A 24,381-nucleotide genomic window follows, 5' to 3' on the forward strand; every position below is an offset into this window, starting at 1 on the left:
GCGAGCAATCAAGCAGACCCTGGGTCCGGTGAGATGACCAAGGGCCAGGCAGCACCCAGCAAGTGGGGTTGCCCGACCGGAGGAGCCCCGGCATTTGCGTGCAGAGACGCCGGTGCTTAACCGGAAATTTTTGGCAACCCTTGTAGGAGTTTCAACATGGCTCAAACCATCAACACCAACGTCGCTTCGCTCAACGCCCAGCGCAACCTGTCGATGTCGCAGTCTTCGCTGTCGACCTCGATGCAGCGTCTGTCGTCGGGCCTGCGCATCAACTCGGCCAAGGACGACGCCGCCGGCCTGGCGATCGCCGAACGCATGAACGCCCAGGTGCGTGGTATGAACGTGGCGATCCGCAACGCCAACGACGGCATCTCGCTGGCGCAGACCGCTGAAGGCGCCTTGAGCAAGGTCGGCGACGCGCTGCAGCGCATGCGTGAACTGGCGGTGCAATCGCGCAACGCCACCAACTCGAGCTCGGACAAGGATTCGCTGAACAAGGAATTCCACGAGCTGCAGTCGGAAATCACCCGCGTGCTGGGCGGCACCAGCTTCAACGGCAAGAAGGTGCTGGGCTCGGACGCCACGACGATGACGTTCCAGATCGGCGCCAACACGACCGCCGACGACACCGTGCAGCTGACGACCGAGGACATGACGGCCAACACCGACATCACCGCGGTGACGGGCACGGCCGCCGTGATCGACGCCACCGCCACCTCGGGTGACATCGCCACGGTGATCGACAACATCGACACCGCGATCGACACGATCAACGACCAGCGCGCCACCTTCGGTGCCACGCAAGGCCGCTTCGACGCGATCATCTCGAACCTGCAGCAGGCGGTGGAGGCGCAAAGCGCCGCCCGAAGCCGGATCATGGACGCGGACTTCGCCTCTGAAACCGCGAACATGAGCCGAGCGCAGATCTTGCAGCAGGCCGGCAGCGCGATGGTCGCGCAGGCCAACCAGCTGCCCCAGCAGGTCCTGAGCCTGCTGCGCTGATCGCGGCAAAAGTCGTGGCGGCAGCCGCCGCCTGACAGTCCCCCACCCGATGCCCCCGCCGGCCACCCGCCGACGGGGGCATCGCCTTTTGGTGGCTTCGAAATGGCCGCTTTCCCGGCTTCATTTCCCGGCATTGCTGCCACACAAGCCTCTTCAGAATTCGTTCCATCGTCCCAATGCAAATCGGGGCGTGGTCCGACAAGCACTGCCGAGACCGGAGTCGCCAACCAGCGGCTCTTGTTCGACGGTGAAGGGTCCGGGCTTTGTGGAAGGGGCGGTTGTTCGCCGCTTCTTCTGGATAGCCGGCTTTTTCGCCGGGCGCGGTCGATTCGTAACGAGGTGCTCACATGCCACAGACCATCAACACCAACATTGCGTCGCTCAACGCGCAACGCAACCTGAATGCTTCGCAGACCGCGCTGTCGACTGCGATGCAACGCTTGTCTTCGGGCATGCGTGTCAACTCGGCCAAGGACGACGCCGCCGGCCTGGCGATCGCCGAACGCATGAACGCGCAAGTGCGCGGCATGAACGTCGCGATCCGCAATGCCAACGACGGCATTTCGCTCGCGCAGACCGCTGAAGGCGCCTTGAGCAAGGTCGGCGACGCGCTGCAACGCATGCGTGAACTGGCGATCCAGGCCCGCAACGCCACCAACTCGAGCTCGGACAAGGACTCGCTGAACAAGGAGTTCGGCGAGCTGCAGTCGGAAATCGGCCGCGTCCTCGGGGGCACGACCTTCAACGGCCAGCACATCCTCGGTGTGGACGCGACGACGCTGACCTTCCAGATCGGCGCCAACACCTCGACCGACGACGTGATCAACATCACGACCGAGAACCTGACCACCGCCACCGACATCGCCGCGATCACCGCGACGACGACGGTGATCGACGCCACCGCCACCATCGGTGCGATCGCCACGGTGATCGACAACATCGACCTGGCAATCGACAACGTCAACAACACCCGGGCCACCTTCGGCGCGACCCAGAGCCGCTTCGACGCGATCATCTCGAACCTGCAGCAGTCGGTCGAGAACCAGGCCGCTGCCCGAAGCCGGATCATGGACGCGGACTTCGCGGCTGAAACCGCGGCGATGAGTCGAGCGCAGATATTGCAGCAGGCCGGCACCGCGATGGTGGCGCAGGCCAACCAGCTGCCGCAACAGGTGATGCGCCTGCTGCAGGGCTGATACCGGGCCGGCTTCGGCTTCTGACGCGCGCCGCCGGGACCCCTGGGCGGCGCGTTTTCATTTCCGGGCCCCGAACAAGGTCTTAAGTTCCCGCGCCAGCGGCCGATGACCACGACAGGAATCCAAGGGAACCACCATGCCCACCATCAGCTCTCTCGGGGTCGGCAGCGGCCTGCAGTCGGAAAGCATCATCTCGGCGCTGATGAGCGTCGAGCGCAAGCCGGTCGAGCTGTTGACGGCCGAGACCACCAGCATCAAGACCCAGCTGTCGTCGGTCGGCAAGATGCAGAGCCTGGTCGCCGCGATGCGCGACAAGGCCGGCGCGATCGGCTCGATCAGCCTGTGGGGGCAGACGGCGGTCACTTCGAGCGACGGCACGATCGTCAGCGGCAGCACGACCACCGGCGCCGCGCCCGGCCGCTACTCGGTCACCGTGTCGCAACTGGCGTCGAGCCAGACGATCACGACCGCCGCCGCGCTGCCCAGCTCGTCCAGCCAGCTCGGCGACGGCACGCTGCAGATCGAACTCGGCACCTGGACAGGCGGCAGCTTTGCCGGCAACGGCTCGCCGGTGACGGTCACGATCGGCTCCGACGACACCAGCCTGGCGTCCATCCGCGACAAGATCAACAACGCCGACGCCGGCGTGACCGCGACGATCATCAACGACGCGAACGGCGCACGCCTGTCGATCCGCTCTGATGCCACCGGCGCCGAAAACGGCTTCAAGATCACCGCCACCGAAAACGTCGACGACAACGATGACACGACGGGCCTGTCGGTGCTGGGTTACGACGCGGGGGTGGTGGGCACCCCGATGTCGCTCAACCAGTCGGCCGGCAACGCCAAGGCCAAGGTCAACGGCGTCGACATCGAGTCCAAGACCAACACGCTCAGCGGCGTGTCCGACAACCTGACGCTGACGCTGACCAAGGTCACCGCGACCCCGGTCGAGGTGGTGGTGGCGAGCGACAACGAGGCGGTGAAGACGGCGATCGGCGAATTCGTCTCGGCCTTCAACGAGCTGGCCGCCTACATCAAAGACCAGACGAAGTACAACGCGTCGACCAAGACTGGCGGCCCGCTGCAAGGCGACCGCACGACCATCGGCCTGCAGTCGCAGCTGCGCGGCGTGATCAACCAAGGCAGCACGGCGTCCAGCACCTGGAGCCGCCTGTCCGAGATCGGCATCACGATGAAACAGGACGGGTCGCTGACCACGACCACCTCGAAGCTGGACGACGCGCTGGCCAACCCCGAGGAGCTGCGCAAGCTGCTGGCCACCGACGGCTCCGGCACCGGCAACTCGGGCTTCATGGACCGGTTCAAGGACCTCGGCAACGCGGTGCTCGGCGAAGACGGCAGCCTGGAGACGCTGCAGACCAGCCTCGAAGCGCACATCAAGCGCAACGACGACCGGCAGGACCAGATGGAAGACCGGCTGACCCGCACCGAGGCGCGCTTTCGCGCCCAGTACGAAGCGCTGGACACCTCGATGGCCAAGCTGAACGCGTTGTCGTCCTATGTCACGCAGCAACTGGCCGCGCTGGGGTGACCCGCGCCGGGCCCAGGCCGGAAGCAAGCGCCCCGCGGGGCGCTTTTTTCATGGTGTTTGTCAAGCAAGGAAGCCCGCATTTCTTGAGCCGATGAGTGGCGGAAAACCCCGCCCAGTTCAATGGCTTGGTCGGCCTCAAGCTGGGTGAAATTGGGGCCGATAAGCAAAGGGACGGACACAGATTCACCACCGCACACACCATGTACAGCCCGCAACTCGCCTCGCCCTTTGGCCGCTCCGGCGGCATGAGCAATGCCTACCGCCAGGTCGGTGCCGAGACCAGCGTCGAAGATGCTTCGCCGCACAAGCTGATCAGCCTGCTGTTCGACGGCTACATGGAGTCGATCGCCCAGGCCCGCGGCGCCATGCGCAACGGCGAGATCGAAAAGAAGGGCAAGGCCATCGGCCGTGCCGCCCGGATCGTCGAAGAAGGCCTGAAGGCCAGCCTGAACGTGGACGACGGCGGCCCGCTCGCCCGCGACCTGAAGGCGCTGTACGACTACCTGACCCAACGCCTGACGCTGGCCAACCTGCGCAACGACGAGGCGATGCTGGACGAATGTGTCGGCCTGATGGAGCCGTTGCGCCAAGCCTGGCGCGAGATCGGCGGCCAGGTCAGTTCCCCGTCCAACTGAATTCCAACCACGCTGTCATCGCCGAGAGTCGCCGCCATGAGCCACACTTTGCTGAACTACTACGAAGCCATCGAACGCGCCAGCGCCGACATGCTGGAGGCCGCGCGCACCGGCAACTGGGACGAGGTCGTCAAGTTGGAAGGCGCCTGCGCCGTGCTGATTTCACAGCTGAAGCACGCGGCGAAGGAAAAGAGCCTGCAGGCTGAAGAATCGAAGCTGAAGTCGCGCATCATGCAGAAAATCCTGCTGAACGACGCCGAGATCCGCCACCTGGCCGAGCCCTGGCTCGAGGACCTGGACAAGCTGATGCACGGCAAGACGAAAACCCTTCATTGAGCCCCCACGCTCCCTCCGGTCGCTGCCCCCCATGGGGGCTTTTGCAGCGGACCGGCAGAGCCGGATCCGCGCAAACCCCTTGGTTGGGTTTGCTGCGCAGCGAGATGAGTAATTGACATGACGATCGACACCCAACCCGCCACGCTCGACGCCCTGGGGCAACCCGGGACGATCGACTCGTTTCGCGTCGGCGATCCGGTGGAGGTGAAGTCGTTGCTGAAGTCGCTGATGGACCGCAACGTGACGATCAACCTGAACGGCTCCGACGGGTCGGTCTACTCGACCACGCTGTGGACCATCGACCCCGCCCAGGGCAAGATCGCTTTCACGGCCGACCTGATGGCGCCGGCGGTGCAGCACCTGGTCGAGGCCGAAGAAGCGGTGGCGGTCGGGTACCTGGACCAGATCAAGCTGCAGTTCGACGTGGCCGACCGCATGCTGGTGCATGGCCGCCAGCACTGCGTGCTGCAAGCGGCGATGCCGCGTGAATTGTTTCGCTTCCAGCGCCGCAACGCCTACCGCGTGCGCACGCTGGAACGCAGCGCGCCGACCGCGCGCTTTCGCCACCCGGCGATCCCCGACATGGTGCTCGAGCTGCGCGTGCTGGACGTCAGCGTCGGCGGCTGCGCGCTGCTGATGCCGTCGGACATGCCGATGTTCGAGCCCGGCGTGAACATCAACGACTGCGCGATCGAGCTGGACGCCGGCACCCTGCTGCGCGGCACCCTGGTGGTGCACCACGTCACCTCGATCCAACCGCATGCCCGCGGCGTGCGCCTGGGCTGCGAACTGCTGCACCTCGATCCCGAGGCCACCCGCATGCTGCAGCGCTACATCGACCAGACGCAAAAGCGCCGGCGGATGCTGTCGCTGGACTGATTTCTCGGTCGGCGTGAGCCGAGGGCGTCGGGTGACCGGCTCCGCTCATGTCCCCCGGCCCGGGCTGCGCCCGCGCCTCCTCCTTTACTTCGCTGCGCCGGTCACCCGACGCCCTCAGCCGCCACTGCTGGAGGCCGTGCGCGCCGCGAACAGCCGTGACGGTGCCCGATCAGGACGGTGGGTGTCCTGCGAAGCGAAGTAGAGGAGGAGCCGGCAGTCGAAGACTGGCGGTGGGGGACATGAGCGGAGCAGGGCGCGCGCCGGCCTGATCTTGCTCAGGCCGAGCCAAGTCAACCCTATACCTGCATGTTCATGACATCGGTGTAGGCCTGGACGAAGCGGTTGCGAACCGTCAAGGCCGCCTGAAACCCGATCTGCGACTTCTGCATCGCGATCATCGTGTCTTCGAGGCTGACCGACGGGTTGCCGAGCTGGAATTCCTGTTGCAGGTGCTCGGCTTTCAATTGCTGGCCGCTGACGGCCTTCAAGGCGTCGGTCATCGCGCTGGAGAAGCTGGCCTTGTCCACGTCCTCGGTGCCGCGGGTCTTGGCCAGCGGCATGCCGTCGCGCGACAGGCCGGCGCGAGCAACGGCTTGTGAGAAGTCGAACGGCTTGAGTTTCATGTCCATGGCGGGTGCCCCTTTGGCGATGGCTCAGCAGACGCAATGAGCTTCAGCTTGCTGGGACCGAATCGTAGAGACTCGCCTCGGCAGCGATGGTCGGAACTGAAGGGGGAATTTCGGGCTTCTCGCCGCTATCGGGCGGGGGGGCTTGCCAAACAATGGCCGGGTACGACAGTTGAACAGGGCCTCCCGTGGCCCGCTCACGTTCCCCGAAAGAAGCCCCCATGGACGCTACCGCTGCAGTGCCCGTTCCCCTGGTTCCCGCCGAGGCCCCCCATGGCCTGATCGGGCGCCTGACGGCGATGCCGGCCGCCACCAAGATGAAGCTGGGCATCGCGCTGGCCGCGTTGGCCGCCACCGTGGTGGCGATGGCCATGTGGGCCAGCCAGGGCGACTGGCGCGTGCTGTACGCCGGTCTGCCGGACAAGGAAGCCGGCGCGATCGTCGCCGAACTCGGCGCGATGAACGTGCCTTACAAATATACGGACGGCGGCGGCGCGATCAAGGTGCCGGCCGATCGCCTGTACGACGCCAAGATGAAGCTGGCCGCCAAGGGCATGCCCAAGGCCTCGGTCGTCGGCAACGAACTGCTCGACGTCAACCGCTTCGGCCAGACCGACCGCCAGGAGCGCGCCAACATGCAGCGTGCGCTCGAAGGCGAACTGGTGCGCACGATCAGTAAGCTCGAAGGCGTGGAAGACGCCCGGGTGCATTTGGCCCTGCCGAACCAGAACGGCTTCTTTCGCGAACAGCAAAAAGCCAGCGCCAGCGTGATGCTGACGCTGCACCCCGGCTTCAAGCTCGACCGCGCCCAGGCCGCCGGCATCGTGCACCTGGTGTCGTCCAGCGTGCCCGAGCTGTCGCCCAAGGCCGTCAGCGTGCTCGACCAGCGCGGCGCGCTGCTGTCGGGCGCTGAAGAAGACAGCGGCAAGTCGCTCAACGAACAGCAGCTGCAGTATGTGGCGCAGGTCGAGAAGAGCTACCTGGCCCGCGTGACCGAGCTGCTGGAGCCGGTGGTCGGCCGCGACAACCTGCGCGCCACCGTGACCGCCGACGTCGACTTCACCCAGGTCGAATCGACCAGCGAGCAGTTCCGCCCGAACCAGGGCACCGAGCCGGCCGCCGTGCGCAGCCAGTCGACCAGCGAAGCCAGCACGCCCGGCTCGGCCACGCCGTCGGGTGTGCCGGGGGCCACCAGCAACCAGCCGCCGACGCCGGCCACCGCGCCGATCAACGGCAGCGCAGCCCCGCTGCAGGCCGCCAACGGCAGCACGCAGACCGGTGGCTCGGGCCGCCGCGACGCGACCACCAACTACGAAGTCGACAAGACGGTGCAGATGAAGCGCAACGCGGTCGGCGTCGTCAAGCGCCTGAACGCCGCGGTCGTCGTCAACCACCGCAGCAAGACCGACGCCAAGGGCAAGACCTCGACCATCCCGCTGAGCGCCGAGGAACTCGACAAACTGACCGCGCTGGTGCAAGAGGCCGTGGGCTTCAACAAGGAGCGTGGCGACTCGGTGCGTGTCATCAACGCCCCGTTCCAGACCGAGGTGGTCGAGAAGGTGGACGAGCTGCCGCTCTGGAAGCAACCCTGGGTGCTCGATCTGGTGCGTGCCGGCGCTGTGCCGGGGGCGCTGGCCCTGGTCGGCCTGGGCCTGATCTTCGGCGTCATCCGGCCCGCGCTGCGGCCGCCGGTGGTCATCGACGCCAAGGGCGACGACAAGCGTGGCCTGCAGCTCGACGCGGTGGTGGACGACAACGGCATGCCGGGCGAGCCGATGCTGCCGGCACTCGAGGCGCCGCGCGAGAACCGCAAGCTCGAAAGCGCCCGCCAGCTCGCCAAGGACAACCCGGCGGCGGTGGCCAACATCATGCGCGAGTGGGTCAACGGCGAAGCCGCCGCCTGACGAGGACCCGAGATGACCTCCAACATGGACGACCAAGGCATCGAGAACGCAGCGATCCTGCTGATGTCGCTCGGTGAAGAAGAGGCCGCCCAGGTCTTCAAGCATCTGGGGCCGAAAGAGGTGCAAAAGCTCGGCGAGACGATCGCCAAGCTGAAGGTCATCCCGCGCGAGCGGGTCGAGGCCGTGCTCGACCGTTTCACCAGCACCGCCGCCGAACAGCACATCCTGGTGCCCGACACCGACGAATACGTCAAGGCGGTGCTGAAGAAGGCGCTGGGCGAAGACAAGGCCAACCTGCTGATCGACCGCATCCTGCAGGGCTCGGACGTCTCCGGCATCGAGAGCCTGAAGTGGATGGACCCGGGCTCGGTGGCCGAACTGCTGCGCAACGAGCACCCGCAGATCGTGGCTGCGATCCTGGTCCACCTGGACCATGACCAGAGCTCGGACGTGCTGAAGTCGTTCACCGAACGCCAGCGCAACGAGGTGCTGATCCGCATCGCCACGCTCGACGGCATCCAGCCCGCCGCGCTGAAAGACCTGAACGAGGTGCTGAGCAAGGTGCTGGCCGGCGGCGACCGCTTGAAGAAGGCGTCGCTGGGCGGCGTGAAGGCGGCGGCCGAGATCATCAACATGATGGGCAGCTCGGTCGAGACCTCGGCGCTGGATTACATCCGCGAAGCCGACGGCGACCTGGCCCAACGCATCATGGACAACATGTTCACCTTCGAGGACATGAACAAGCTCGACGACAAGGGCTTCCAGTCGGTGCTGAAGGAAGTGCAGAGCGAATCGCTGGTCATCGCGCTCAAGGGCGCCACGCCCGAGCTGCGCGAGAAGGTGTTCAAGAACATGTCGACCCGCGCGGCCGAGTCGCTGCGCGAAGACCTCGAGTCGCGCGGCCCGGTGCGCGTGTCCGAAGTCGAAGCCGAACAGAAGGAACTGCTGAAGATCGTCCGCCGCCTGGTGGACGAGGGCCAGATCGTGCTGGCCTCCGGAGGCGCGGATGACTTCCTCTAAGCCGTTCCGGCAGGTGCCGCCGCCGACCGGCGGCAAGGACAAGCCGGCCACCGCCTACTCGCGCTTCATCCCGCGCGAGGAGCTGGACGACTACGCCGCCTGGACGCCCGGTGCCTTCGGCGACCTGGGGGGCATGAACCCGGCGACTGGCTCGTCCAAGCCGCAGGCCAGGCCGGCCCGGCCCGAGCCGGCTCAGCCGCCCGCTGCGCCGCCCGAGCCGACCGCTGCCGAGTGGATGGCCCGCATCGAAGAGGCCCGCACGCAAGGCTACCAACAAGGCTACCGCGACGGCCTCGAAGCCCTCGAAGCCGCCAAGCGCCAGTTCGCGCAGCAGATCAGCGCCCAGATGGGCCAGCTGCTGGCGGCGTTCGACGCGCAGACCGAAGCGCTCGACGCGCAGCTGGCCGACACGCTGGTGCAGACGGCGGTGATGCTGGCGCGCCAGGTCGTGCGCAGCGAGATCGCCCAGCGGCCCGACGTGATCGTGCAGGTCGCGCAGGACGCGATCGGCGCCGTCATCCTCTCGGCCCGCCACCTGCGCCTGCGGCTCAACCCGGCCGATGTGCCGCTGGTCGAAGCCGGCGCGGCCGACCTGTTGCAGGCCCGCGGCGTGCTGCTGCAAGGCGATGTCACCTTGCAGCCGGGCAGCTGCATCGTCGAATCGGACCTGGGCCAGGTCGATGCCCGCATCGAAGTGCGCTGGGCCCAGGCCGCCGCGGTGTTCGGCAGCAGCCAGCCGCTGGACGACGCCATCGACGACGCGGAGGTCGACCTGTGAGCGCCGCACGGCCGTTCCGAAGGCGCTCGCTCCCCCTCGGGGGGACTGCCCGCAGGGCTGAGGGGGCTCTATGAGCGCCGCATGGCCGAGCTCGTTCCCGCTCGAGGCCACTGCCCGCAGGGCCAAGGGGGCTCTATGACAGCCGCCGCCCGCGACCAGAAATGGAGCCGCTTCCTCGGCGACATGAAGAACTACGCCAGCCTGCCGCAGCCGCTGGAGATGCAGGGCTCACTCGTGCGCGTGACCGGCCTGGTGCTCGAAGCCGCTGGCGTGCGCGCGCCGGTCGGTGCGGTGTGCGCCGTCGGCACGCCCGGTGAGCAGCCGGTGACGGCCGAGGTGGTCGGCTTCAACGGCGACCGCGCCTACCTGATGCCCACCGGCGAGCTGCATGGCCTGGCCAGCGGCGCGCGCGTGGTGCCGCTGCCGGTGCCGCAGATCCCGCCGCGCTTCGGCATCGAGAACCACCCGTTTCGCCGCAGCGAAGACCGCGGCCTGCACCTGCCGATGGGCGATGGCCTGCTCGGCCGCGTGGTCGACGCGCACGGCAAGCCGATGGACCGCGCCGGCCCGGTCGGCGGCGTGCACAACGAGCCGATGGTGCGCCGCCCGATCAACGCGATGGACCGCGACCCGGTGCGCCAGCCGCTGGACACCGGCGTGCGGGCGATCAACGCGCTGCTGACGGTCGGGCGTGGCCAGCGCATCGGCCTGTTCGCCGGCACCGGCGTCGGCAAATCGGTGCTGCTGGGCATGATGGCCCGCTACACCAAGGCCGACGTGATCGTGGTCGGGCTGATCGGCGAGCGGGGCCGCGAAGTCAAGGAATTCATCGAAGACATCCTCGGCGAAGAGGGCCTGGCCCGCGCCGTGGTGGTGGCCGCGCCGGCCGATGCGCCGCCGCTGGTGCGCATGCAGGGCGCGAGCTACGCCACTGCGATCGCCGAGCACTTTCGCGATCGCGGCCAGCACGTGCTGCTGCTGATGGATTCGCTCACCCGCTACGCGATGGCGCAGCGCGAGATCGCGCTGGCGATCGGCGAGCCGCCGGCCACCAAGGGCTACCCGCCGAGCTGCTTTGCCAAGCTGCCGCAGCTGGTCGAGCGCTCGGGCAACGGCCTGAACGGCGTCGGCTCGATCACCGCTTTCTACACCGTGCTGACCGAGGGCGACGACCCGCAAGACCCGATCGCCGACGCGGCGCGCGGCATCCTGGACGGCCACATCGTGCTGTCGCGCGAGCTGGCCGAAAGTGGCCATTTCCCGGCGATCGACGTCGAAAAGTCGATTTCGCGCGTGATGACCGCGGTGGCGCCGCGCGAGCACCTGGACGGCGCGCGCCGCGCCCGCCAGTGGCTGGCCCGCTTCAACAAGGCGCGTGACCTGATCCAGCTCGGCGCCTACACGCCGGGCGCTGATGCCGAGCTCGACGCCGCCGTGAAGGTGAACCCGAAATTGACCGCCTTGTTGCAACAAGGCATGCACGAAAGCGCGTCGCTGGATGCCAGCCGCAAACAACTGTTGGCGCTGAACCCCGGCGCCTGACCCGACCCCTCTGACCGAGCACCCCCATGGACCGCCTGAGCCTGCTGCACACCCTGCTCGAACGCGAAAAGGAAAAGCGCGACGCCGCGCTGGCCGACTGGCGCAACGCCGAGGCGCAAGAGCGCGCGGCGCGCGAACAGGCCGATTCGCTGGTCACCTACCGCAGCGAGTACCGCAAGCGCTGGGCGGCGCAGTTCGCGCAGCGTGCGCCGATCGAGATCCTGCACTGCTACCAGGGCTTCGTCGACCGGCTCGAACAGGCCATCGGTGCCCAGCAGGGCGTGGCCGAGCAGGCCGCCAGCCGCGTGCAGGCGGCCCGCCAGCGCCTGCGCCACCGCGAGACCAAGGTCGCCACCGTGCAGCGCCTGATCGAGCGCCGCCTGCAGGCCAACGCACTGCGCGAACACCGGCGCGAGCAGAAGACCGTCGACGAGGCGGCGCAGCGGCTGGCCTGGTCGCGCACCTCGGTCTTTGCCGTCGCCGCCGCCTGAACCCGCCGAACAGAACGACACACCGAACCCACGGTCACATCGCATGAGCCTCAACGCCCCTGCCGCTCCCGCCCCGGTCGCCCCCGTCAACCATGTGGCCCGGGTGCGCGCCCCGCACAGCGTGGCCGCCAGCCACGGCAGCCCGCACAACACCGGCGCATCGTTCGCCCAGCTGCTGCAAGGCTCCGTCAACGACGAGCCCGAGACCACCGACGCCGCCACCGCCAAGCCGGCGCCCGACGACGACCAGGGCAGCACCGACGCGAGCGCCGAGCGCCCGGCCGAGCACGACCAGCGCGCCGACGCCCACAAGCCGCGTGACCCGGCCGACGACGCCACGCCGCCCGCCGCCCCCGCACCGGCCGACACCCCCACCACGCCGGCAGAGCTGGCCGCGTCGTTGCGCGGCGCCAGCCTGTTGGCGGCCGCCCGCGCCAAGCTGGGGGTCGAGGCCGGTGGCCGTGGCCGCCACGCCCTGGCCGCGGCCGACAAGGGCCTGCCCGGGCTGGACGACAAGGCTTTGGTCGACACCCGCCAGACCACCGCGTTCGGCGCCCAGGCGGCCAAGGACGCCGGCCAGGGTCTGGACATCAGCGGCCTCAAGCCGACGCTCGACAACACCCCGGTGAACCTGGCCACCGCCAGCACCGAAGCGGTCGCCGCCGACGCGGCGGGCGACTTCGCGCTGCCCAGCCTGGGTGCCGCCGGCGACGCGCCGGCCGCCCCGGCCGCCACGCCCGAGGCCCCGCCGGCGCAAGCCACGCTGGCCCCGCCGCCCGGCAGCGCCGCCTTCCCGGCGGCCTTGGGCGCACAACTGAACACCTGGCTGAAAGACGGCGTGCAGTACGCGACGCTGGAGCTGAACCCGCAGGACATGGGCCCGATCGACGTGCGCATCGCCATGCGTGACGGCCGCGCCGAAGTGCAGCTGGGCGCCGACGTGGCCGCCACCCGCGCCGCGCTGACCGAAGCGCTGCCCGAGCTGGCCGACGCACTGGGCGACGTCGGCCTGTCGCTGTCCGGTGGCAGCGTGTCCGACCAGACCGGCCAGCACGCTCGCCAGGGCGACGAGCAAGGCCAGCGCGCCTTTGCGCTGCCCGGCTGGATGGCGCCCGCGCGCGCCGGCAGCGAGGCCGAAGCCGCCCCGAAGGCTCGCCCCGCCCAACGCGGGTTGATCGACCTCGTGGCCTAGAGGCCCAGGGCCGTCGCCTGCCCGCAGCCTGCGGCGGGCGTGATGTCCGCGCCATGGCAGGCCGCGAGCTGTCATCCACTGGACGAATCGCGTCTGCACTCGCCCCTTGGGGCATCGTTCGACGTACTCGTCGGGCGAGGGGCGCCAATTGTTTGCAGGATGGCCATAAATCACCCGCTATTCGCGCCTTCTCGCGCGGCCCTTGCTCTCAATAATCGTCGGGAACGCAACCCGTTTGCGCGCTGCCTTGGGCGGCCGAACGGCAAGCGAACCGAACCGAGCAAGGAGCCTCCACCATGTCCGCTGCCGCAGCTGCTGCCGATGCCGCTGAAGTCGCGCCCAAGAAGGGCAAGAAGAAGCTGATCATCCTGATCGCCGCGCTGGTGGCGTTGCTGGGGATCGGCGGGGGTGGGGCCGTCGTCTACATCAAGAAGAAGGCTGCCGCCGAAGCCGCTGCCGCCGAAGAAGAGGACGACAGCGAAGGCGCCGACACCGGCCGCAAGGCCGCCGCCAAGGAAAGCAAGAAAGACGAGAAGCACGTGCCGCCGGTGTTCGTGCCGCTCGAGCCTTTCGTCGTCAACCTCGCCGACCGCGAGGCCGACCGGTTCGCCCAGGTCGGCATCACGCTCGAAGTGGCCGATGCGCACACCGGCGACGAGATCAAGGCCTACATGCCGGCGATCCGCAACAACGTGCTGCTGCTGCTGGCCCACAAGACCTCCGAAGAGCTGATGGAGCCCGAGGGCAAGGAAACGCTGGCCAAGGAAGTGCGCCGCGAAGCCCTGCGCCCGATGGGGATCGACCTGCCCGACGAAGACGAGGTGGCGGCCAACAAGAAGAAAAAGAAGAAGAAGGCCAAAGCCGCGGACGAAGAAGCCCAAGACCTGCCGATCAAGTCGGTGCAGTTCTCGTCGTTCATCATCCAGTGACATGTCGACCCCTTCCGTCTTCGACGGCTTTCCCCCGAGGGGAACCGCGCTCCGCCTTGGGGCGGCCCGGCGGCTGCGCGCGGACCGTGCCTTCGCTTACGGTTATTGAGTCACCATGAACCAGCAAATCCTCTCGCAAGACGAAGTCGACGCGCTGCTGCAGGGCATCACCGGCGAGAGCCAGAAGCTCGAGCAGGAGGAAATGCCCACCAGTGGCATTCGCAACTACGACATCGCGAGCCAGGAGCGCATCGTCCGTGGCCGCATGCCGACGATGGAAATCATCGGCGAGCGCTTTGCCCGCAACATCCGCATCGGGCTGTTCAATTTCATCCGCAAGAGCCCCGAGGTCTCGATCAACGGCATCAAGGTCCAGAAGTACTCGGCCTTCCTGCGCGAGATCGTCGTGCCCACCAACTTCAACATCGTCTCGGTGCGGCCGCTGCGCGGCTCGGGCCTGATCGTGTGCGACCCGAGCATCGTGTTTTCGGTGATCGATGCCCTCTTCGGCGGTGTGGGCAAGTTCCACACCCGCATCGAGGGCCGTGACTTCTCGGCCACCGAGCAGCGCGTGATCGAGCGCCTGGTCGACTGCATCGTGGCCGAGTACCGCCGCGCCTGGCACGGCATCTACCCGCTCGAGCTGGACTACCAGCGCTCGGAGATGCAGCCGCAGTTCGCCAACATCGCCACGCCCAGCGAGATCGTCGTCTCGTCGTCGTTCACGCTGGAGATCGGCGAGACCTCGGGCACGATCCACTTCTGCATCCCGTATTCGACGCTGGAGCCGATCCGCGACGTGCTGTACTCGTCGATCCAGGGCGACTCGTCCGAGCCGGACCGCCGCTGGGTCAACCTGCTGAAAGAGCAGATCAAGTCGGCCGAGGTCGACCTGGTGGCCGAGCTGGGCACGGCCCAGGCCACGGTCGAGCAGCTGCTGGCCTTCAAGCCGGGTGATTTCGTCGAACTCGACCTGTTGCCGATGATCCAGGCCAAGGTCGACGGGGTGCCGGTGTTCGATTGCCACTACGGCACGTCGGACGGCCACTATGCGATCAAGATCGATCACTTGCTCACCAGCAGCAACCTCGGTTGGCTGGGTGAGAACAACGCCAGCTGAAGGAGCCTGCAATGGCCAATGACCAAGACGACATGGCTGATGCCTGGGCTGCGGCGCTTGCCGAGTCCAAGGGCGGCGGCGACGTGGCCAGCGAGCTGGCGGCGCCGGCCGAGCAGGTTTCGCCCGCGTCTTTCGCCAATTTCTCGCCGACCGGCGTGGCCGGCGCGGGCAATGACCTGAACATGATCCTGGACATTCCCGTCCAGCTGACCGTGGAACTGGGCCGCACACGGATTCCGATCAAGAATATCCTTCAGCTGGCCCAGGGCTCGGTGGTCGAACTCGAGACCTTGGCCGGTGAACCGATGGACGTGCTGGTCAACGGCTTCCTGATCGCCCAGGGCGAAGTGGTGGTGGTGAATGACAAGTTCGGTATCCGCCTGACAGACATCGTGACCCCCAGCGAACGGATGCGTCGACTCAGCAGAACATGAAGCCCCCACGCTCCCTTCCGGTCGCTGCCCCCCGCGGGGGCTCTTGCAGCGGACCGGCAGAGCCGGATCCGCGCAAGCGACTTGGTAGGAACAAATGCCCAGTTCATCGTTGATGCCTTTGCTGGCCTTCATGGCCGTGGTGGCGCTGATCCCCGTCGCGCTGTGGCTGCTGCGTCGCTCCGGCTACGCCGGCGCTGGGCAGGACGGGTTGATGCGCACCGTGTCGAGCCTGTCGCTGTCGCCCTCGCAACGGGTGGTGGTGGTCGAGCTGGGGCAGGGCGCCACGGCACGTTGGCTGGTGCTGGGCGTGACGCCCGACAACATCACCCACCTGACTCAGCTGGACGCACCGGCCGAAGTGCCGCCGGCGCTGCGCACGCCGCAGGCGGCGACGGTGAGCCAACTGATTGCCAAGTGGCGCTCGGGCCCGGGCCCGGCGGGGGGGCCGTCGCATGACTGAGCCCACCACGCTGCGGCGCGTGCTCTACATCGGTGGCCTGATGCTGCTCGGTGCCGTGCTGTTGCCGGCCGAGGCGCAAGCACAGGCCGCGCCGGCGGCGCCGTCGCTGCCGCTGGTCATCGGCCAGGGGGCCGGCGGCACCAGCTACTCGGTGCCGATCCAGACACTGCTGTTCTTCACCGCGCTGTCGTTCCTGCCGGCGGTGCTGCTGCTGATGACCGGCTTCACCCGCATCGTCATCGTGCTCGGGTTGCTGCGCCAGGCGCTGGGCACCCAGGCCGCGCCGCCGAACCAGGTGATCGTGGGCCTGAGCCTGTTCCTGACCTTCTTCGTGATGTCGCCGACGATCGACAAGGTCTACGCCAACGCCTGGGTGCCGTATTCGGCCAACCAGATCGCGTTCGACGAAGCCTTGAAGCGCGGCGAAGTGCCGATGCGCGAGTTCATGCTGAAGCAGACCCGCCAGTCCGACGTGCAGCTGTTCGCCAAGCTGGCCAAGCTCGACCCTGCGATCAAGGGCGAGGACGTGCCGTTCAAGGTGCTGGTGCCGGCCTTCGTGACCAGTGAGTTGAAAAGCGCCTTCCAGATCGGCTTTTTGATCTTTGTGCCTTTCCTGATCATCGACATGATCGTGGCCAGCGTGCTGATGAGCCTGGGGATGATGATGTTGTCGCCGGTGCTCGTGGCACTGCCCTTCAAGCTGATGCTGTTCGTGCTGGCCGATGGCTGGAACCTGCTGCTCGGCTCTCTTGCGGCCAGCTTTGCCACGTAAATCCATGGATTCCGCCCAAGTTTTCACCTACGGCCAGCAAGGCCTGATGATGCTGCTCACCGTGTCGGCGCCGATGCTGCTGGTGATCCTGGTCGTCGGCGTGCTGGTCAGCATCTTCCAGGCCGCCACGCAGATCAACGAGGCCACGCTGAGCTTCGTGCCCAAGCTGATCGCCGCCGTCGCGGTGATCGCGGTCGCCGGCCCGTGGATGATGTCCACGTTGGTCGACTACCTGCGCAACATGCTGTTGGCCATCCCTTCGGCAGCCGGTTGATGTGGCGGCCGGGGTCTCGGCGTCAACCCCCTGCGTGACCACGACTCGAGGATGATCACCCTCACAGAGGCCCAGCTGCTGGCGTGGATCACGCCCGTGCTGTGGCCTTTCTTGCGTGTGCTGGCGCTTTTCCAGGCAATGCCCATCATGGGCCAGCGCCTGGTGCCGATGCGCGTGCGGGTGGCGCTGGCGTTTCTGGTTGCCGTCTGTGCCGGTGGTGTCGCGCCGCCGATCGCCCCGGTGCCGCTGGATTCGGCCCAGGCCGTGCTGCTGGTGGTTCAGCAGCTGCTGATCGGGCTGTCGCTCGGTTTCGCGGTGCGCATCGTCTTCGCCACGGTCGAATTCGCCGGCGAGATCGCCGGGCTGCAGATGGGCATGAACTTCGCGGGCTTCTTCGATCCGATGACCGCCACGCAGACCACCGCCGTCAGCCGCTTCTTCGGCACGCTGGTCGCCTTTCTGTTCATCGTCGTCAACGGCCACCTGACGGTGATCGCCGTGGTGGTGCAGAGCCTGACGGCCTTTCCGGTCGGCCCGGAGCCCTTTGCCTTCCTGACGGCGACGATGCCCCACCAGTGGGGGGCCGAGGTGTTCAAGATGGGCCTGTGGATCGCGCTGCCGCTGATCGCGATCATGATGTTCGTCAACGTGGTGCTGGGGGTGATCTCGCGGGTCGCGCCGCAGACCCACATCTTCTCGATCGGCTTCCCGATCACGATGGGCATCGGGCTGGCCAGCCTGCTGTTCATCCTGCCGCTGATGGAAAACCCGTTCGTTGCGACGCTCGAACGCATGCTGGCCCACTTCCAGTGAAGTTTTCGCGCCGCGGCTGTGAAGTATTGGCGCCTCCCGATGTCCGAAACCGCCCCCGCTTTACGTATTAGTGGGTGAGAGCGTTGAACGCAACGAGGGACTGCCTCCAAACAGCCTCGCGCTGCGTATCTGGCGTCAAGACGACTGCGGACACGAGGAGCACGCCATGAACCCGATCCCGAATGCCAACCAAGCTCGGCCCATGGCCGCAGACGGCCACGATGCGTGCGGCTACGAGCTGCGCTTCATGTCGCTGTTCAACGAGGGCCGGGGTTTGAGCTTTCCCTGCGATCCGTCGGGTGATGTCCACCTCGACGAGCTGAGCGATCGGGCCAGGGCGAACTATTTTTACGCGCGGGCTGTGGTGGGAAGAGAGTTCTCGGTGCCGGCCGTGGTGGCGCACTGAAGGCTCCGACAGCAAGAGACTGTCGACAAGGCGCTGCGGGCAGGGCGGCGCAGCGATCGGCCCGCAAGGCAGATCGCTGCGCCGCCCCGGTCCGCCAAACGAAACAGCCCGCCGAAGCGGGCTGGGTGCAGCGTGCGGCCCATCGGCCCGCGGGCGATCAGCCGTTGGCCGACAGCAGCTTGGCGGCGGTCTGCTCCTGCCGCTCGGAGGTCTGGATCAGCTTCATCTGGTGCTCGAACTGGCGCGCGGCCGAGATCATCGCGACCATGGTCTCGACCGGGCTGACGTTGGAGCCTTCGAGCGCGCCGTCTTGCAGGCGGGCGTTCGGGTCGGCGGCCAGATCGCCGTTGGCGGCGCGGAACAGGCCATCGGCGCCGCGGCTGAGCTGGTTGTCGGCTTCGGGGGTGACGAGCTTGAGCTTGCCCACCGACTGCGGCTTGGCGCCGGGCACGGTGGCGCTGACGGTGCCGTCCGGCGCGATCTGCAGCTCGGCGTTGGCCGGTGCGGTGATCGGGCCGCCATCGCCCAGCACCTGCAGGCCGTTGTGGGTGACCAGCAGGCCTTCGGCGTTGACCTCGAGCGACCCGGCGCGGGTGTAGGCCTCGGTGCCGTCCAGCCCCTGGACCGACAGCCACGAGTTGCCCTTCATCGCCACGTCGAGGTTGCGGCCGGTGGGTTGCACCGCGCCCGACTCCGACTTGTAGCCGACGGTGGTCTCCAGCGAGTAGACGCGGGTCGAGGCGCCGTCGCCGCGCACCGGCACCGCGCGGAACGCGGCCAGCTCTTCGCGAAAACCGGTGGTCGACGCGTTGGCCAGGTTGTGCGCGAGCACGTCCTGGCGCGACATCGCGGCTTTCGCGCCGGACATCGACAGGTAGATCATGCGGTCCATCGGAATCTCCTGGGACGGTTCGCTGGTGAATGGATGTTCGGCGACGGGCCGCCCCTAGCCGAACGCTCCCCCTCGGGGGGCCGCAGGCGTCTTGGGGGCCATTACCTCAGGTTGACCAAGGTCTGCATCACCTGGTCCATCGTCTTGATCGTCTGCGCGTTGGCCTGGTAGTTGCGCTGCGCGGTGATCATGTTGACCAGCTCGCCGGTCAGGTCGACGTTGGACTCTTCCAGCGCACCGGCCTGCAGCACACCGAAGGCACCGCTGCCGGGCGTGCCGACCAACGGGTCGCCCGAGGCGTAGGTGGTGCGCCAGCCGTTGCCACCCAGCGGCTGCAGGCCCTGCGGGTTGCGGAAGTTCGCCAGCTGCAGCTGGCCGGCGGGCTTGGTCTGGCCGTTGGTGTAGCGGGCCATCACGATGCCCGAGTTGTCGAAGGTGATGCCGCTCAACGAACCGGCGCTGTAGCCGTCCTGGTCGAGGTTGGTCACGCCGAAGGCCGAGCCGTACTGGGTCGAGCCGCTGAAGTCCATTTCGACGCCGGGGATGGCGAGCGTGGAGACACCGTTGGCGTCGACCGTGGTCGGCACGTCCAGCGTGTTGCTGCTGGAGTTGAAGGTCGAGCCGTCGGCCGAGAAGGTGAGCGTGGTCACCGGCTGCGGGTCGGCGTCGGTGCCGGCGCAGGTGGTGCCGTTGGCGCGGGCGAAGACGTTCCAGGTGTCGTCGGCGGTCTTCTGGAAGTAGTAGCTCACGGTCACCGGCTGGCCGGCTGCGTCGTACACCGTGGCTTCGGTCGCCTCGGCGTAGGTCGTCGGGTCGTCGAAGTCGATCAGCGGCGAGGTGGCCGGGGTGATGCCCTCGCTCTTGTCGAGGTTGAACTCGAGCGAGATCTTGGTCGTCACCTGCGGGTTGATGCCGGCGGTGGGCAGCTGCAGCGGCACCGCGGCGCCGGGCTGGATCACGCCGTTGTTGTCGGCCATGTAGCCCATCAGCTTCATGCTGCCGTTGTTGACGATGTAGCCGTTCTGGTCGACCTTGAACTGGCCGTTGCGGCTGTAGACGGTGCTGCCGCTGGTGTCGGACAGTTGGAAGAAGCCGCCGCCGTTGAGCGCCAAGTCCATCGGGTTCTCGGTCGCGGTGATGCTGCCCTGGGTGAACTGCTGTGACACCGCGGCCAGGCTGACGCCGATGCCGATGTTGTTGGTGCCGGCGCCGTTCAGCGCGGCGGCGTACATGTCCGAGAACTCGGCACGCGAGCCCTTGGCGCCGAACGTGTTGGCGTTGGCGATGTTGTTGCCGATCACCTCCAGGCTCTTGGACGTGGTGTTCAAGCCGGAAAGACCTTGCTGGAAGCTCATGGGTTGCTCCTGGGGGCGGGAAAAGAGAAGGAGGTGAAAGCGAGCGGGTGGCGGGTCAGAGGAAGGCCCAGACCGCGTCGTAGGCCACGCGGTCGCCGTTGGACAGCTCGAGCGCGAGCGTGTCGCCGAAGGTGCTGACGGCCTTGATGCGCTGGTGGGCCAGCGTCATCGCCTCGACCGGGGTCTTGCCGCTGGTGGCGGTGACCTTGAAGCTCAGCGTGCTGTTCTTGTAGGCGTCGGGCACGGCGTAGCTGAAATCGTGGCGGCCGGCGTCCAGGTCTTTCAGCTCGACGGTGCCGATCGTGGCGCCGGCGCTGTTCTGGATCTCGACCTTGGCATCGGTGGCGGCGCTGCTCAGCTCGAAGCCGCCGTCGCCGGTGCCGTCTTGCACCCGCAGCGTGTTGCCTTCGACCGCCACATCGTGGCCGATCAGCGCGGCGCTCTGCATCGCCTGCAGCTGCACGAACTGGCCGTTCAGGCCCGACACGGTGCCGTTGAGTTTCTCCAGGCCCGAGACGGTGCTGATCTGCGCCATCTGCGTCGTGACCTGCGCGTTGTCCATCGGGTTCAACGGGTCCTGGTTCTGCATTTGCGCGACCAGCAGCTTCATGAAGCGGTCGGACTGCTCGGCCGCGCTGGTCGAGCTGTCGTTCACGCTGTTGGCAGCGGTCTTGGCGTTGTTGTTCAGGGCGGCGATGGTCATGGCGCGTGGCGGTCCGGGTTAGGGTGAGGGCGCGTCAGCCCTGGCCCAGCTGCAGGGTCTTCTGCAGCAAGGTCTTCGCGGTGTTCATCACCTCGATGTTGTTCTGGTACGACCGCGAGGCCGAGATCATGTTGACCATCTCCTCGACCGGGTTCACGTTGCTGAAGGTCACGTAGCCCTCGGCATCGGCGGCGGGGTGGCCGGGCTGGTGCACCTTGCGGCCAGGCGTCTGGTCTTCGCTGATCGTCGACACGCGCACACCGGCGCTGCCGTCGACCGGGTTGCCCGGGTCGGCGCCGGCGGCGCTGCCCGAAGCCCCCATCAGCACGGTCTGGAACACGACCTGGCGCGCCTTGTAGGCCTGGCCATCGGGGCCGGCCACGCTGTCGGCGTTGGCCAGGTTCGAGGCCACCACGTTCAGCCGCTGGCTTTGCGCGCTGACCGCGCTGCCGGAGATATCAAAGACCTTGAACATGCTCATGTCAGCCCCTCGTCCGTCGAGTACGTCGGCCGATCCCCCGAGGGGATGGCGGGCCGGCTAGGGAGCGGCCCGTCGCTCGGCCCGCTTGCGTTGATCGTGGTCGGTGTCATGTCAGCGTCGCTCAGCCTTGGCTGGGGCTCTTCATCGCGTCCAGCATCTCGCGGACGTGGCCGTTGATGAAGCGCAGCGTCGCCTCGTACTTCACCGAGTTCTCGGCGAAGCTCGCGCGTTCGCGGTCCATGTCGACGCTGTTGCTGTCGAGGTTGGTCTGGCTCGGCGTGGCGTAGCGCAGCGCCGCCTGCTCGGCGGTGGCGCCGCCGGGCAGCGCCATGTGGCCGGCCCGGGTGGTTGCCATCTGGCCGGCGGCGGGCAGTTGGCCGGTGGCCGCCTTCAGCGCAGTCGAAAAATCCAGGTCGCGGGCCTGGTAGCCCGGCGTGTCGGCGTTGGCGATGTTGCTGGCGATCACCCGCTGGCGTTCGGCGCGAAGCGTCAAGGCCTGGGCTTGGAAGTCCAGCTGCGAGGTCAGGCGGTTGACGTTCATGGTGCAGAAATCCTTCAGGTTCAAGGGCGGTGGGCCGATAACAGACACAACGCCGCGTTCGCCGATTGTGAAAGTCGGCCCCTTGGGCAAAGGCCCGAATAGCGGCCCATGACCCCGCCATTTCGCGCCTTGGCTGCGGGCCAGCATGCCTACAGTCACTGGCCATGAGCCTCACCCGTTCTCCGTCTGCCTTGCGCGCCCGTTCGCGTGATCTGGTGCGCCTGGCCGGCGCCGCGGCGCTGTGCAGTGCCGGGCTGGCCTGGGGCCAGGCGGCTGCGCCGGTGGCCCAGGACAACCCCGAGATGGCGGCCGTCAGCGCCCAGGTGCAGCAGATGGCCCGCGACAGCGCTGGCCGTGCCGGCCTGGGGCAGGCCCGCGTCGAGGTCGAGGTGGGCAGCCTGGATCCGCGCCTCAAATTGGCGCCATGCCAGCGCATCGAACCCTATCTGCCGCCCGGCCTGCCGGTCTGGGGGCGCACCCGCATCGGCCTGAAGTGCACCCAGGGCAGCAAGCTCTGGAACGTCACGCTGCCGATCACGGTGCATGTCTGGTCTCGCTCGCTGGTCACGCAGACGGCATTGGCCGGTGGCACCCAGCTCGCGGCGGAACATTTCACCGAAGCCGAGGTCGACCTGGCAGCGGCCCCCGGGTTGCCGATCAGCCAGCCTGGGCTGGCGATTGGGCGTACCCTGAGCCGGCCGGTGCCCGCGGGCACCGCACTGCGGCAGACAGACTTGAAGGCACGGCAATGGTTTGCGGCCGGTGAGACGGTGCGGGTCGTGGCCGTGGGCCCGGGCTGGCAGGTCGTGACCGAAGGCGAAGCGATGAACCCGGGGCTGGAAGGGCAGACTGTGCGCATCCGCACCGAGTCTGGCCGGCTGCTGCAGGGCCGCCCGGTGGGCGACCGGCAGGTGGAGGTGGCGCTGTGACGACCAAAGCGCAAAGGGCGCTGCCCTTCGTTCCTTGGGGCGCGTTGAAGGCGGTCACTTTGAAGGCCGTGCGAAATAGTCCTAAAGTTCTGTCGGGCACTGTCGAAACCCGATCAATGCCGAAAGTTCCCGCCGGGTCCGCTTCGGATTTCAGGAGAGTTCCATGAAAATCGGTTCACTCGATACCAAAGCCACCGTGGCGCCGATGCAGAACGATCGCAAGTCGGGCAGTGCAGACAAGACTGGTGGCAGCACCGGTTCTGCGCAGCCGAGCGCGACGGTCAGCATCTCGACCACCGCCAGCATGATCAGCAGCGCCGACACCGACGGCACCTTCGACGCCGACAAGGTCGCCCGCATGGCCCAGGCCATTCGCGACGGCAAGTTCGAGGTCAACGCCGACGCGATCGCCGACAAGCTCATTGCCAACACGCAAGAGCTGCTGCGCAAGTATTCGTCGTCCTGACCTGACACCGGCGCGGGCCGCCCGCGCCGCCTGCCGACTGCTTCACCGCCTGCTGCCCGCTGCTGCGAGCGGCACGCTTCATATCACCCTGGCCGCGCGCCACAGCACCCCACCGCACCATGCTGAGCTCTCCCGCTGAACAACACGCGCTGCGCCAGACATCCGACCTGGAGTCGGCCTTGACCGCCGTGGAAGCGCGCCTGGCCGAGCTGGCCGAAGCGCTGAAGAACCGCGACGCCGACAGCACCGAGATGGCCTCGACCGCGCTGCACCGCGCGTTGACGCTGGCGGTCGACCATTCGACCCGCGCCGCCCGCAACGGCGGCATGCCCCCGGCGCTGCGCCGCCGCCTGGCGATGGCCGGTGGCCAGGTTGCCGCGCTGCGCGAGGCGATCGCCCGCGCCTCGGTCTCGCTCGACAAATCGATCGAGATCCTGCTGCCCGAAGCCGGCACCGCGCAGGCACCGGTTTACGGCGCCCAAGGCAACCCGTGGCGTGCCGCTTCCAGTGGTGTCGCTGAAGCCTGACGCTTTCTCGATTGCATGAAAGGCGGCTCGCTTCGGCGGGCCGTTCTTGTTTTGGAGCGGCACGTGGTGGCGTGGGCCGAGGGGGTTGGGTGACCGGCTACGTTCATGTCCCCCGGCATCGGC

The 24,381-nt window shown here is 67.5% G+C and carries 29 protein-coding genes; 23 read left to right on the forward strand and 6 right to left on the reverse strand.

Annotated elements, in window-relative coordinates:
- Positions 1–156 precede the first annotated feature (156 nt).
- The 6 genes from ACE3SG_RS01465 (at position 157) to ACE3SG_RS01490 (ending at position 5,603) form a co-directional block, all read left to right on the forward strand.
- Positions 157–1,002: a flagellin domain-containing protein gene (locus ACE3SG_RS01465; RefSeq protein ID WP_374562148.1), complete on the forward strand. Its 846-nt coding sequence runs from the start codon at positions 157–159 to the stop codon at positions 1,000–1,002.
- 347 nt (positions 1,003–1,349) lie between these two features.
- The gene (locus tag ACE3SG_RS01470) at positions 1,350–2,198 is read left to right on the forward strand and encodes a flagellin domain-containing protein (RefSeq protein ID WP_374562149.1); all 849 of its coding nucleotides are present in this window, start codon (positions 1,350–1,352) and stop codon (positions 2,196–2,198) included.
- A 136-nt stretch (positions 2,199–2,334) separates the two neighbouring features.
- On the forward strand, positions 2,335–3,753 hold the full coding sequence (gene fliD / locus ACE3SG_RS01475; protein WP_374562150.1) for a flagellar filament capping protein FliD: 1,419 nt from the start codon (positions 2,335–2,337) through the stop codon (positions 3,751–3,753).
- A 200-nt stretch (positions 3,754–3,953) separates the two neighbouring features.
- Complete coding sequence (fliS, locus tag ACE3SG_RS01480; RefSeq protein ID WP_374562151.1) at positions 3,954–4,388, forward strand: flagellar export chaperone FliS; 435 nt, start codon at positions 3,954–3,956, stop codon at positions 4,386–4,388.
- 36 nt (positions 4,389–4,424) lie between these two features.
- Positions 4,425–4,724 (forward strand): flagellar protein FliT, encoded by a 300-nt coding sequence (locus ACE3SG_RS01485; RefSeq protein ID WP_374562152.1) that lies wholly within the window; start codon positions 4,425–4,427, stop codon positions 4,722–4,724.
- Between the two features lie 117 nt (positions 4,725–4,841).
- Positions 4,842–5,603 carry a flagellar brake protein gene (locus ACE3SG_RS01490; protein WP_374562153.1) on the forward strand — a complete coding sequence of 254 codons (762 nt, stop codon included), beginning with the start codon at positions 4,842–4,844 and terminating at the stop codon, positions 5,601–5,603.
- A gap of 296 nt (positions 5,604–5,899) precedes the next feature.
- Here the strand turns inward: ACE3SG_RS01490 and fliE are convergent, their stop codons facing one another.
- A complete protein-coding gene (gene fliE / locus ACE3SG_RS01495; protein ID WP_374562154.1) occupies positions 5,900–6,232 on the reverse strand; it encodes a flagellar hook-basal body complex protein FliE in 333 nt (110 codons plus the stop codon).
- Between the two features lie 218 nt (positions 6,233–6,450).
- Here fliE and fliF point away from each other — a divergent pair, with 218 nt between their 5' ends.
- The 14 genes from fliF (at position 6,451) to ACE3SG_RS01565 (ending at position 18,364) form a co-directional block, all read left to right on the forward strand.
- Complete coding sequence (gene fliF, locus ACE3SG_RS01500; RefSeq protein ID WP_374562155.1) at positions 6,451–8,133, forward strand: flagellar basal-body MS-ring/collar protein FliF; 1,683 nt, start codon at positions 6,451–6,453, stop codon at positions 8,131–8,133.
- Between the two features lie 24 nt (positions 8,134–8,157).
- A complete protein-coding gene (gene fliG, locus ACE3SG_RS01505; RefSeq protein ID WP_374562443.1) occupies positions 8,158–9,153 on the forward strand; it encodes a flagellar motor switch protein FliG in 996 nt (331 codons plus the stop codon).
- Complete coding sequence (locus ACE3SG_RS01510; RefSeq protein ID WP_374562156.1) at positions 9,140–9,931, forward strand: FliH/SctL family protein; 792 nt, start codon at positions 9,140–9,142, stop codon at positions 9,929–9,931. Before fliG ends, ACE3SG_RS01510 begins: the two co-directional genes overlap by 14 nt.
- A gap of 135 nt (positions 9,932–10,066) precedes the next feature.
- Positions 10,067–11,473 carry a flagellar protein export ATPase FliI gene (gene fliI, locus ACE3SG_RS01515; RefSeq protein WP_374562157.1) on the forward strand — a complete coding sequence of 469 codons (1,407 nt, stop codon included), beginning with the start codon at positions 10,067–10,069 and terminating at the stop codon, positions 11,471–11,473.
- Between the two features lie 26 nt (positions 11,474–11,499).
- A complete protein-coding gene (gene fliJ, locus ACE3SG_RS01520; protein ID WP_374562158.1) occupies positions 11,500–11,964 on the forward strand; it encodes a flagellar export protein FliJ in 465 nt (154 codons plus the stop codon).
- A gap of 43 nt (positions 11,965–12,007) precedes the next feature.
- Entirely contained in the window at positions 12,008–13,156 is a 1,149-nt protein-coding gene (locus ACE3SG_RS01525; protein WP_374562159.1) for a flagellar hook-length control protein FliK, read from the forward strand.
- Between the two features lie 296 nt (positions 13,157–13,452).
- On the forward strand, positions 13,453–14,085 hold the full coding sequence (gene fliL, locus ACE3SG_RS01530) for a flagellar basal body-associated protein FliL (RefSeq protein WP_374562160.1): 633 nt from the start codon (positions 13,453–13,455) through the stop codon (positions 14,083–14,085).
- A 115-nt stretch (positions 14,086–14,200) separates the two neighbouring features.
- The gene (fliM, locus tag ACE3SG_RS01535; protein WP_374562161.1) at positions 14,201–15,205 is read left to right on the forward strand and encodes a flagellar motor switch protein FliM; all 1,005 of its coding nucleotides are present in this window, start codon (positions 14,201–14,203) and stop codon (positions 15,203–15,205) included.
- 11 nt (positions 15,206–15,216) lie between these two features.
- The gene (fliN, locus tag ACE3SG_RS01540) at positions 15,217–15,639 is read left to right on the forward strand and encodes a flagellar motor switch protein FliN (protein WP_374562163.1); all 423 of its coding nucleotides are present in this window, start codon (positions 15,217–15,219) and stop codon (positions 15,637–15,639) included.
- A 94-nt stretch (positions 15,640–15,733) separates the two neighbouring features.
- Complete coding sequence (gene fliO / locus ACE3SG_RS01545) at positions 15,734–16,099, forward strand: flagellar biosynthetic protein FliO (protein ID WP_374562164.1); 366 nt, start codon at positions 15,734–15,736, stop codon at positions 16,097–16,099.
- Between the two features lie 40 nt (positions 16,100–16,139).
- Positions 16,140–16,871: a flagellar type III secretion system pore protein FliP gene (gene fliP, locus ACE3SG_RS01550; protein WP_374562444.1), complete on the forward strand. Its 732-nt coding sequence runs from the start codon at positions 16,140–16,142 to the stop codon at positions 16,869–16,871.
- A 4-nt stretch (positions 16,872–16,875) separates the two neighbouring features.
- Positions 16,876–17,145 carry a flagellar biosynthesis protein FliQ gene (gene fliQ / locus ACE3SG_RS01555; protein ID WP_374562165.1) on the forward strand — a complete coding sequence of 90 codons (270 nt, stop codon included), beginning with the start codon at positions 16,876–16,878 and terminating at the stop codon, positions 17,143–17,145.
- Between the two features lie 51 nt (positions 17,146–17,196).
- Positions 17,197–17,958 (forward strand): flagellar biosynthetic protein FliR, encoded by a 762-nt coding sequence (gene fliR, locus ACE3SG_RS01560; RefSeq protein ID WP_374562167.1) that lies wholly within the window; start codon positions 17,197–17,199, stop codon positions 17,956–17,958.
- Positions 17,959–18,160: 202 nt separating this feature from the next.
- A complete protein-coding gene (locus ACE3SG_RS01565; protein WP_374562445.1) occupies positions 18,161–18,364 on the forward strand; it encodes a hypothetical protein in 204 nt (67 codons plus the stop codon).
- A gap of 157 nt (positions 18,365–18,521) precedes the next feature.
- Here ACE3SG_RS01565 and flgF read toward each other — a convergent pair whose 3' ends face one another.
- The 5 genes from flgF to flgB form a co-directional block, all read right to left on the reverse strand.
- Positions 18,522–19,256 (reverse strand): flagellar basal-body rod protein FlgF, encoded by a 735-nt coding sequence (gene flgF / locus ACE3SG_RS01570; RefSeq protein WP_374562169.1) that lies wholly within the window; start codon positions 19,254–19,256, stop codon positions 18,522–18,524.
- A 101-nt stretch (positions 19,257–19,357) separates the two neighbouring features.
- Positions 19,358–20,611, reverse strand: coding sequence for a flagellar hook protein FlgE (flgE, locus tag ACE3SG_RS01575; RefSeq protein ID WP_374562170.1), 1,254 nt, complete (start codon positions 20,609–20,611; stop codon positions 19,358–19,360).
- A 55-nt stretch (positions 20,612–20,666) separates the two neighbouring features.
- Positions 20,667–21,314, reverse strand: a complete 648-nt coding sequence (locus ACE3SG_RS01580; RefSeq protein ID WP_374562171.1) for a flagellar hook assembly protein FlgD — start codon at positions 21,312–21,314, stop codon at positions 20,667–20,669.
- Between the two features lie 34 nt (positions 21,315–21,348).
- Positions 21,349–21,795: a flagellar basal body rod protein FlgC gene (gene flgC / locus ACE3SG_RS01585; RefSeq protein WP_374562172.1), complete on the reverse strand. Its 447-nt coding sequence runs from the start codon at positions 21,793–21,795 to the stop codon at positions 21,349–21,351.
- 121 nt (positions 21,796–21,916) lie between these two features.
- On the reverse strand, positions 21,917–22,336 hold the full coding sequence (flgB, locus tag ACE3SG_RS01590) for a flagellar basal body rod protein FlgB (RefSeq protein WP_374562173.1): 420 nt from the start codon (positions 22,334–22,336) through the stop codon (positions 21,917–21,919).
- A 164-nt stretch (positions 22,337–22,500) separates the two neighbouring features.
- On the opposite strand from flgB, the gene flgA reads away from it, so the two are divergent.
- The 3 genes from flgA (at position 22,501) to ACE3SG_RS01605 (ending at position 24,258) form a co-directional block, all read left to right on the forward strand.
- On the forward strand, positions 22,501–23,265 hold the full coding sequence (flgA, locus tag ACE3SG_RS01595) for a flagellar basal body P-ring formation chaperone FlgA (protein WP_374562174.1): 765 nt from the start codon (positions 22,501–22,503) through the stop codon (positions 23,263–23,265).
- A 163-nt stretch (positions 23,266–23,428) separates the two neighbouring features.
- Positions 23,429–23,731 (forward strand): flagellar biosynthesis anti-sigma factor FlgM, encoded by a 303-nt coding sequence (gene flgM / locus ACE3SG_RS01600; protein ID WP_374562175.1) that lies wholly within the window; start codon positions 23,429–23,431, stop codon positions 23,729–23,731.
- A 119-nt stretch (positions 23,732–23,850) separates the two neighbouring features.
- Positions 23,851–24,258 (forward strand): hypothetical protein, encoded by a 408-nt coding sequence (locus tag ACE3SG_RS01605; RefSeq protein ID WP_374562176.1) that lies wholly within the window; start codon positions 23,851–23,853, stop codon positions 24,256–24,258.
- Positions 24,259–24,381: the final 123 nt, after the last annotated feature.

Origin of the sequence: Ideonella sp. (assembly GCF_041914305.1) — a bacterium.
GTDB lineage: Bacteria > Pseudomonadota > Gammaproteobacteria > Burkholderiales > Burkholderiaceae_C > Ideonella.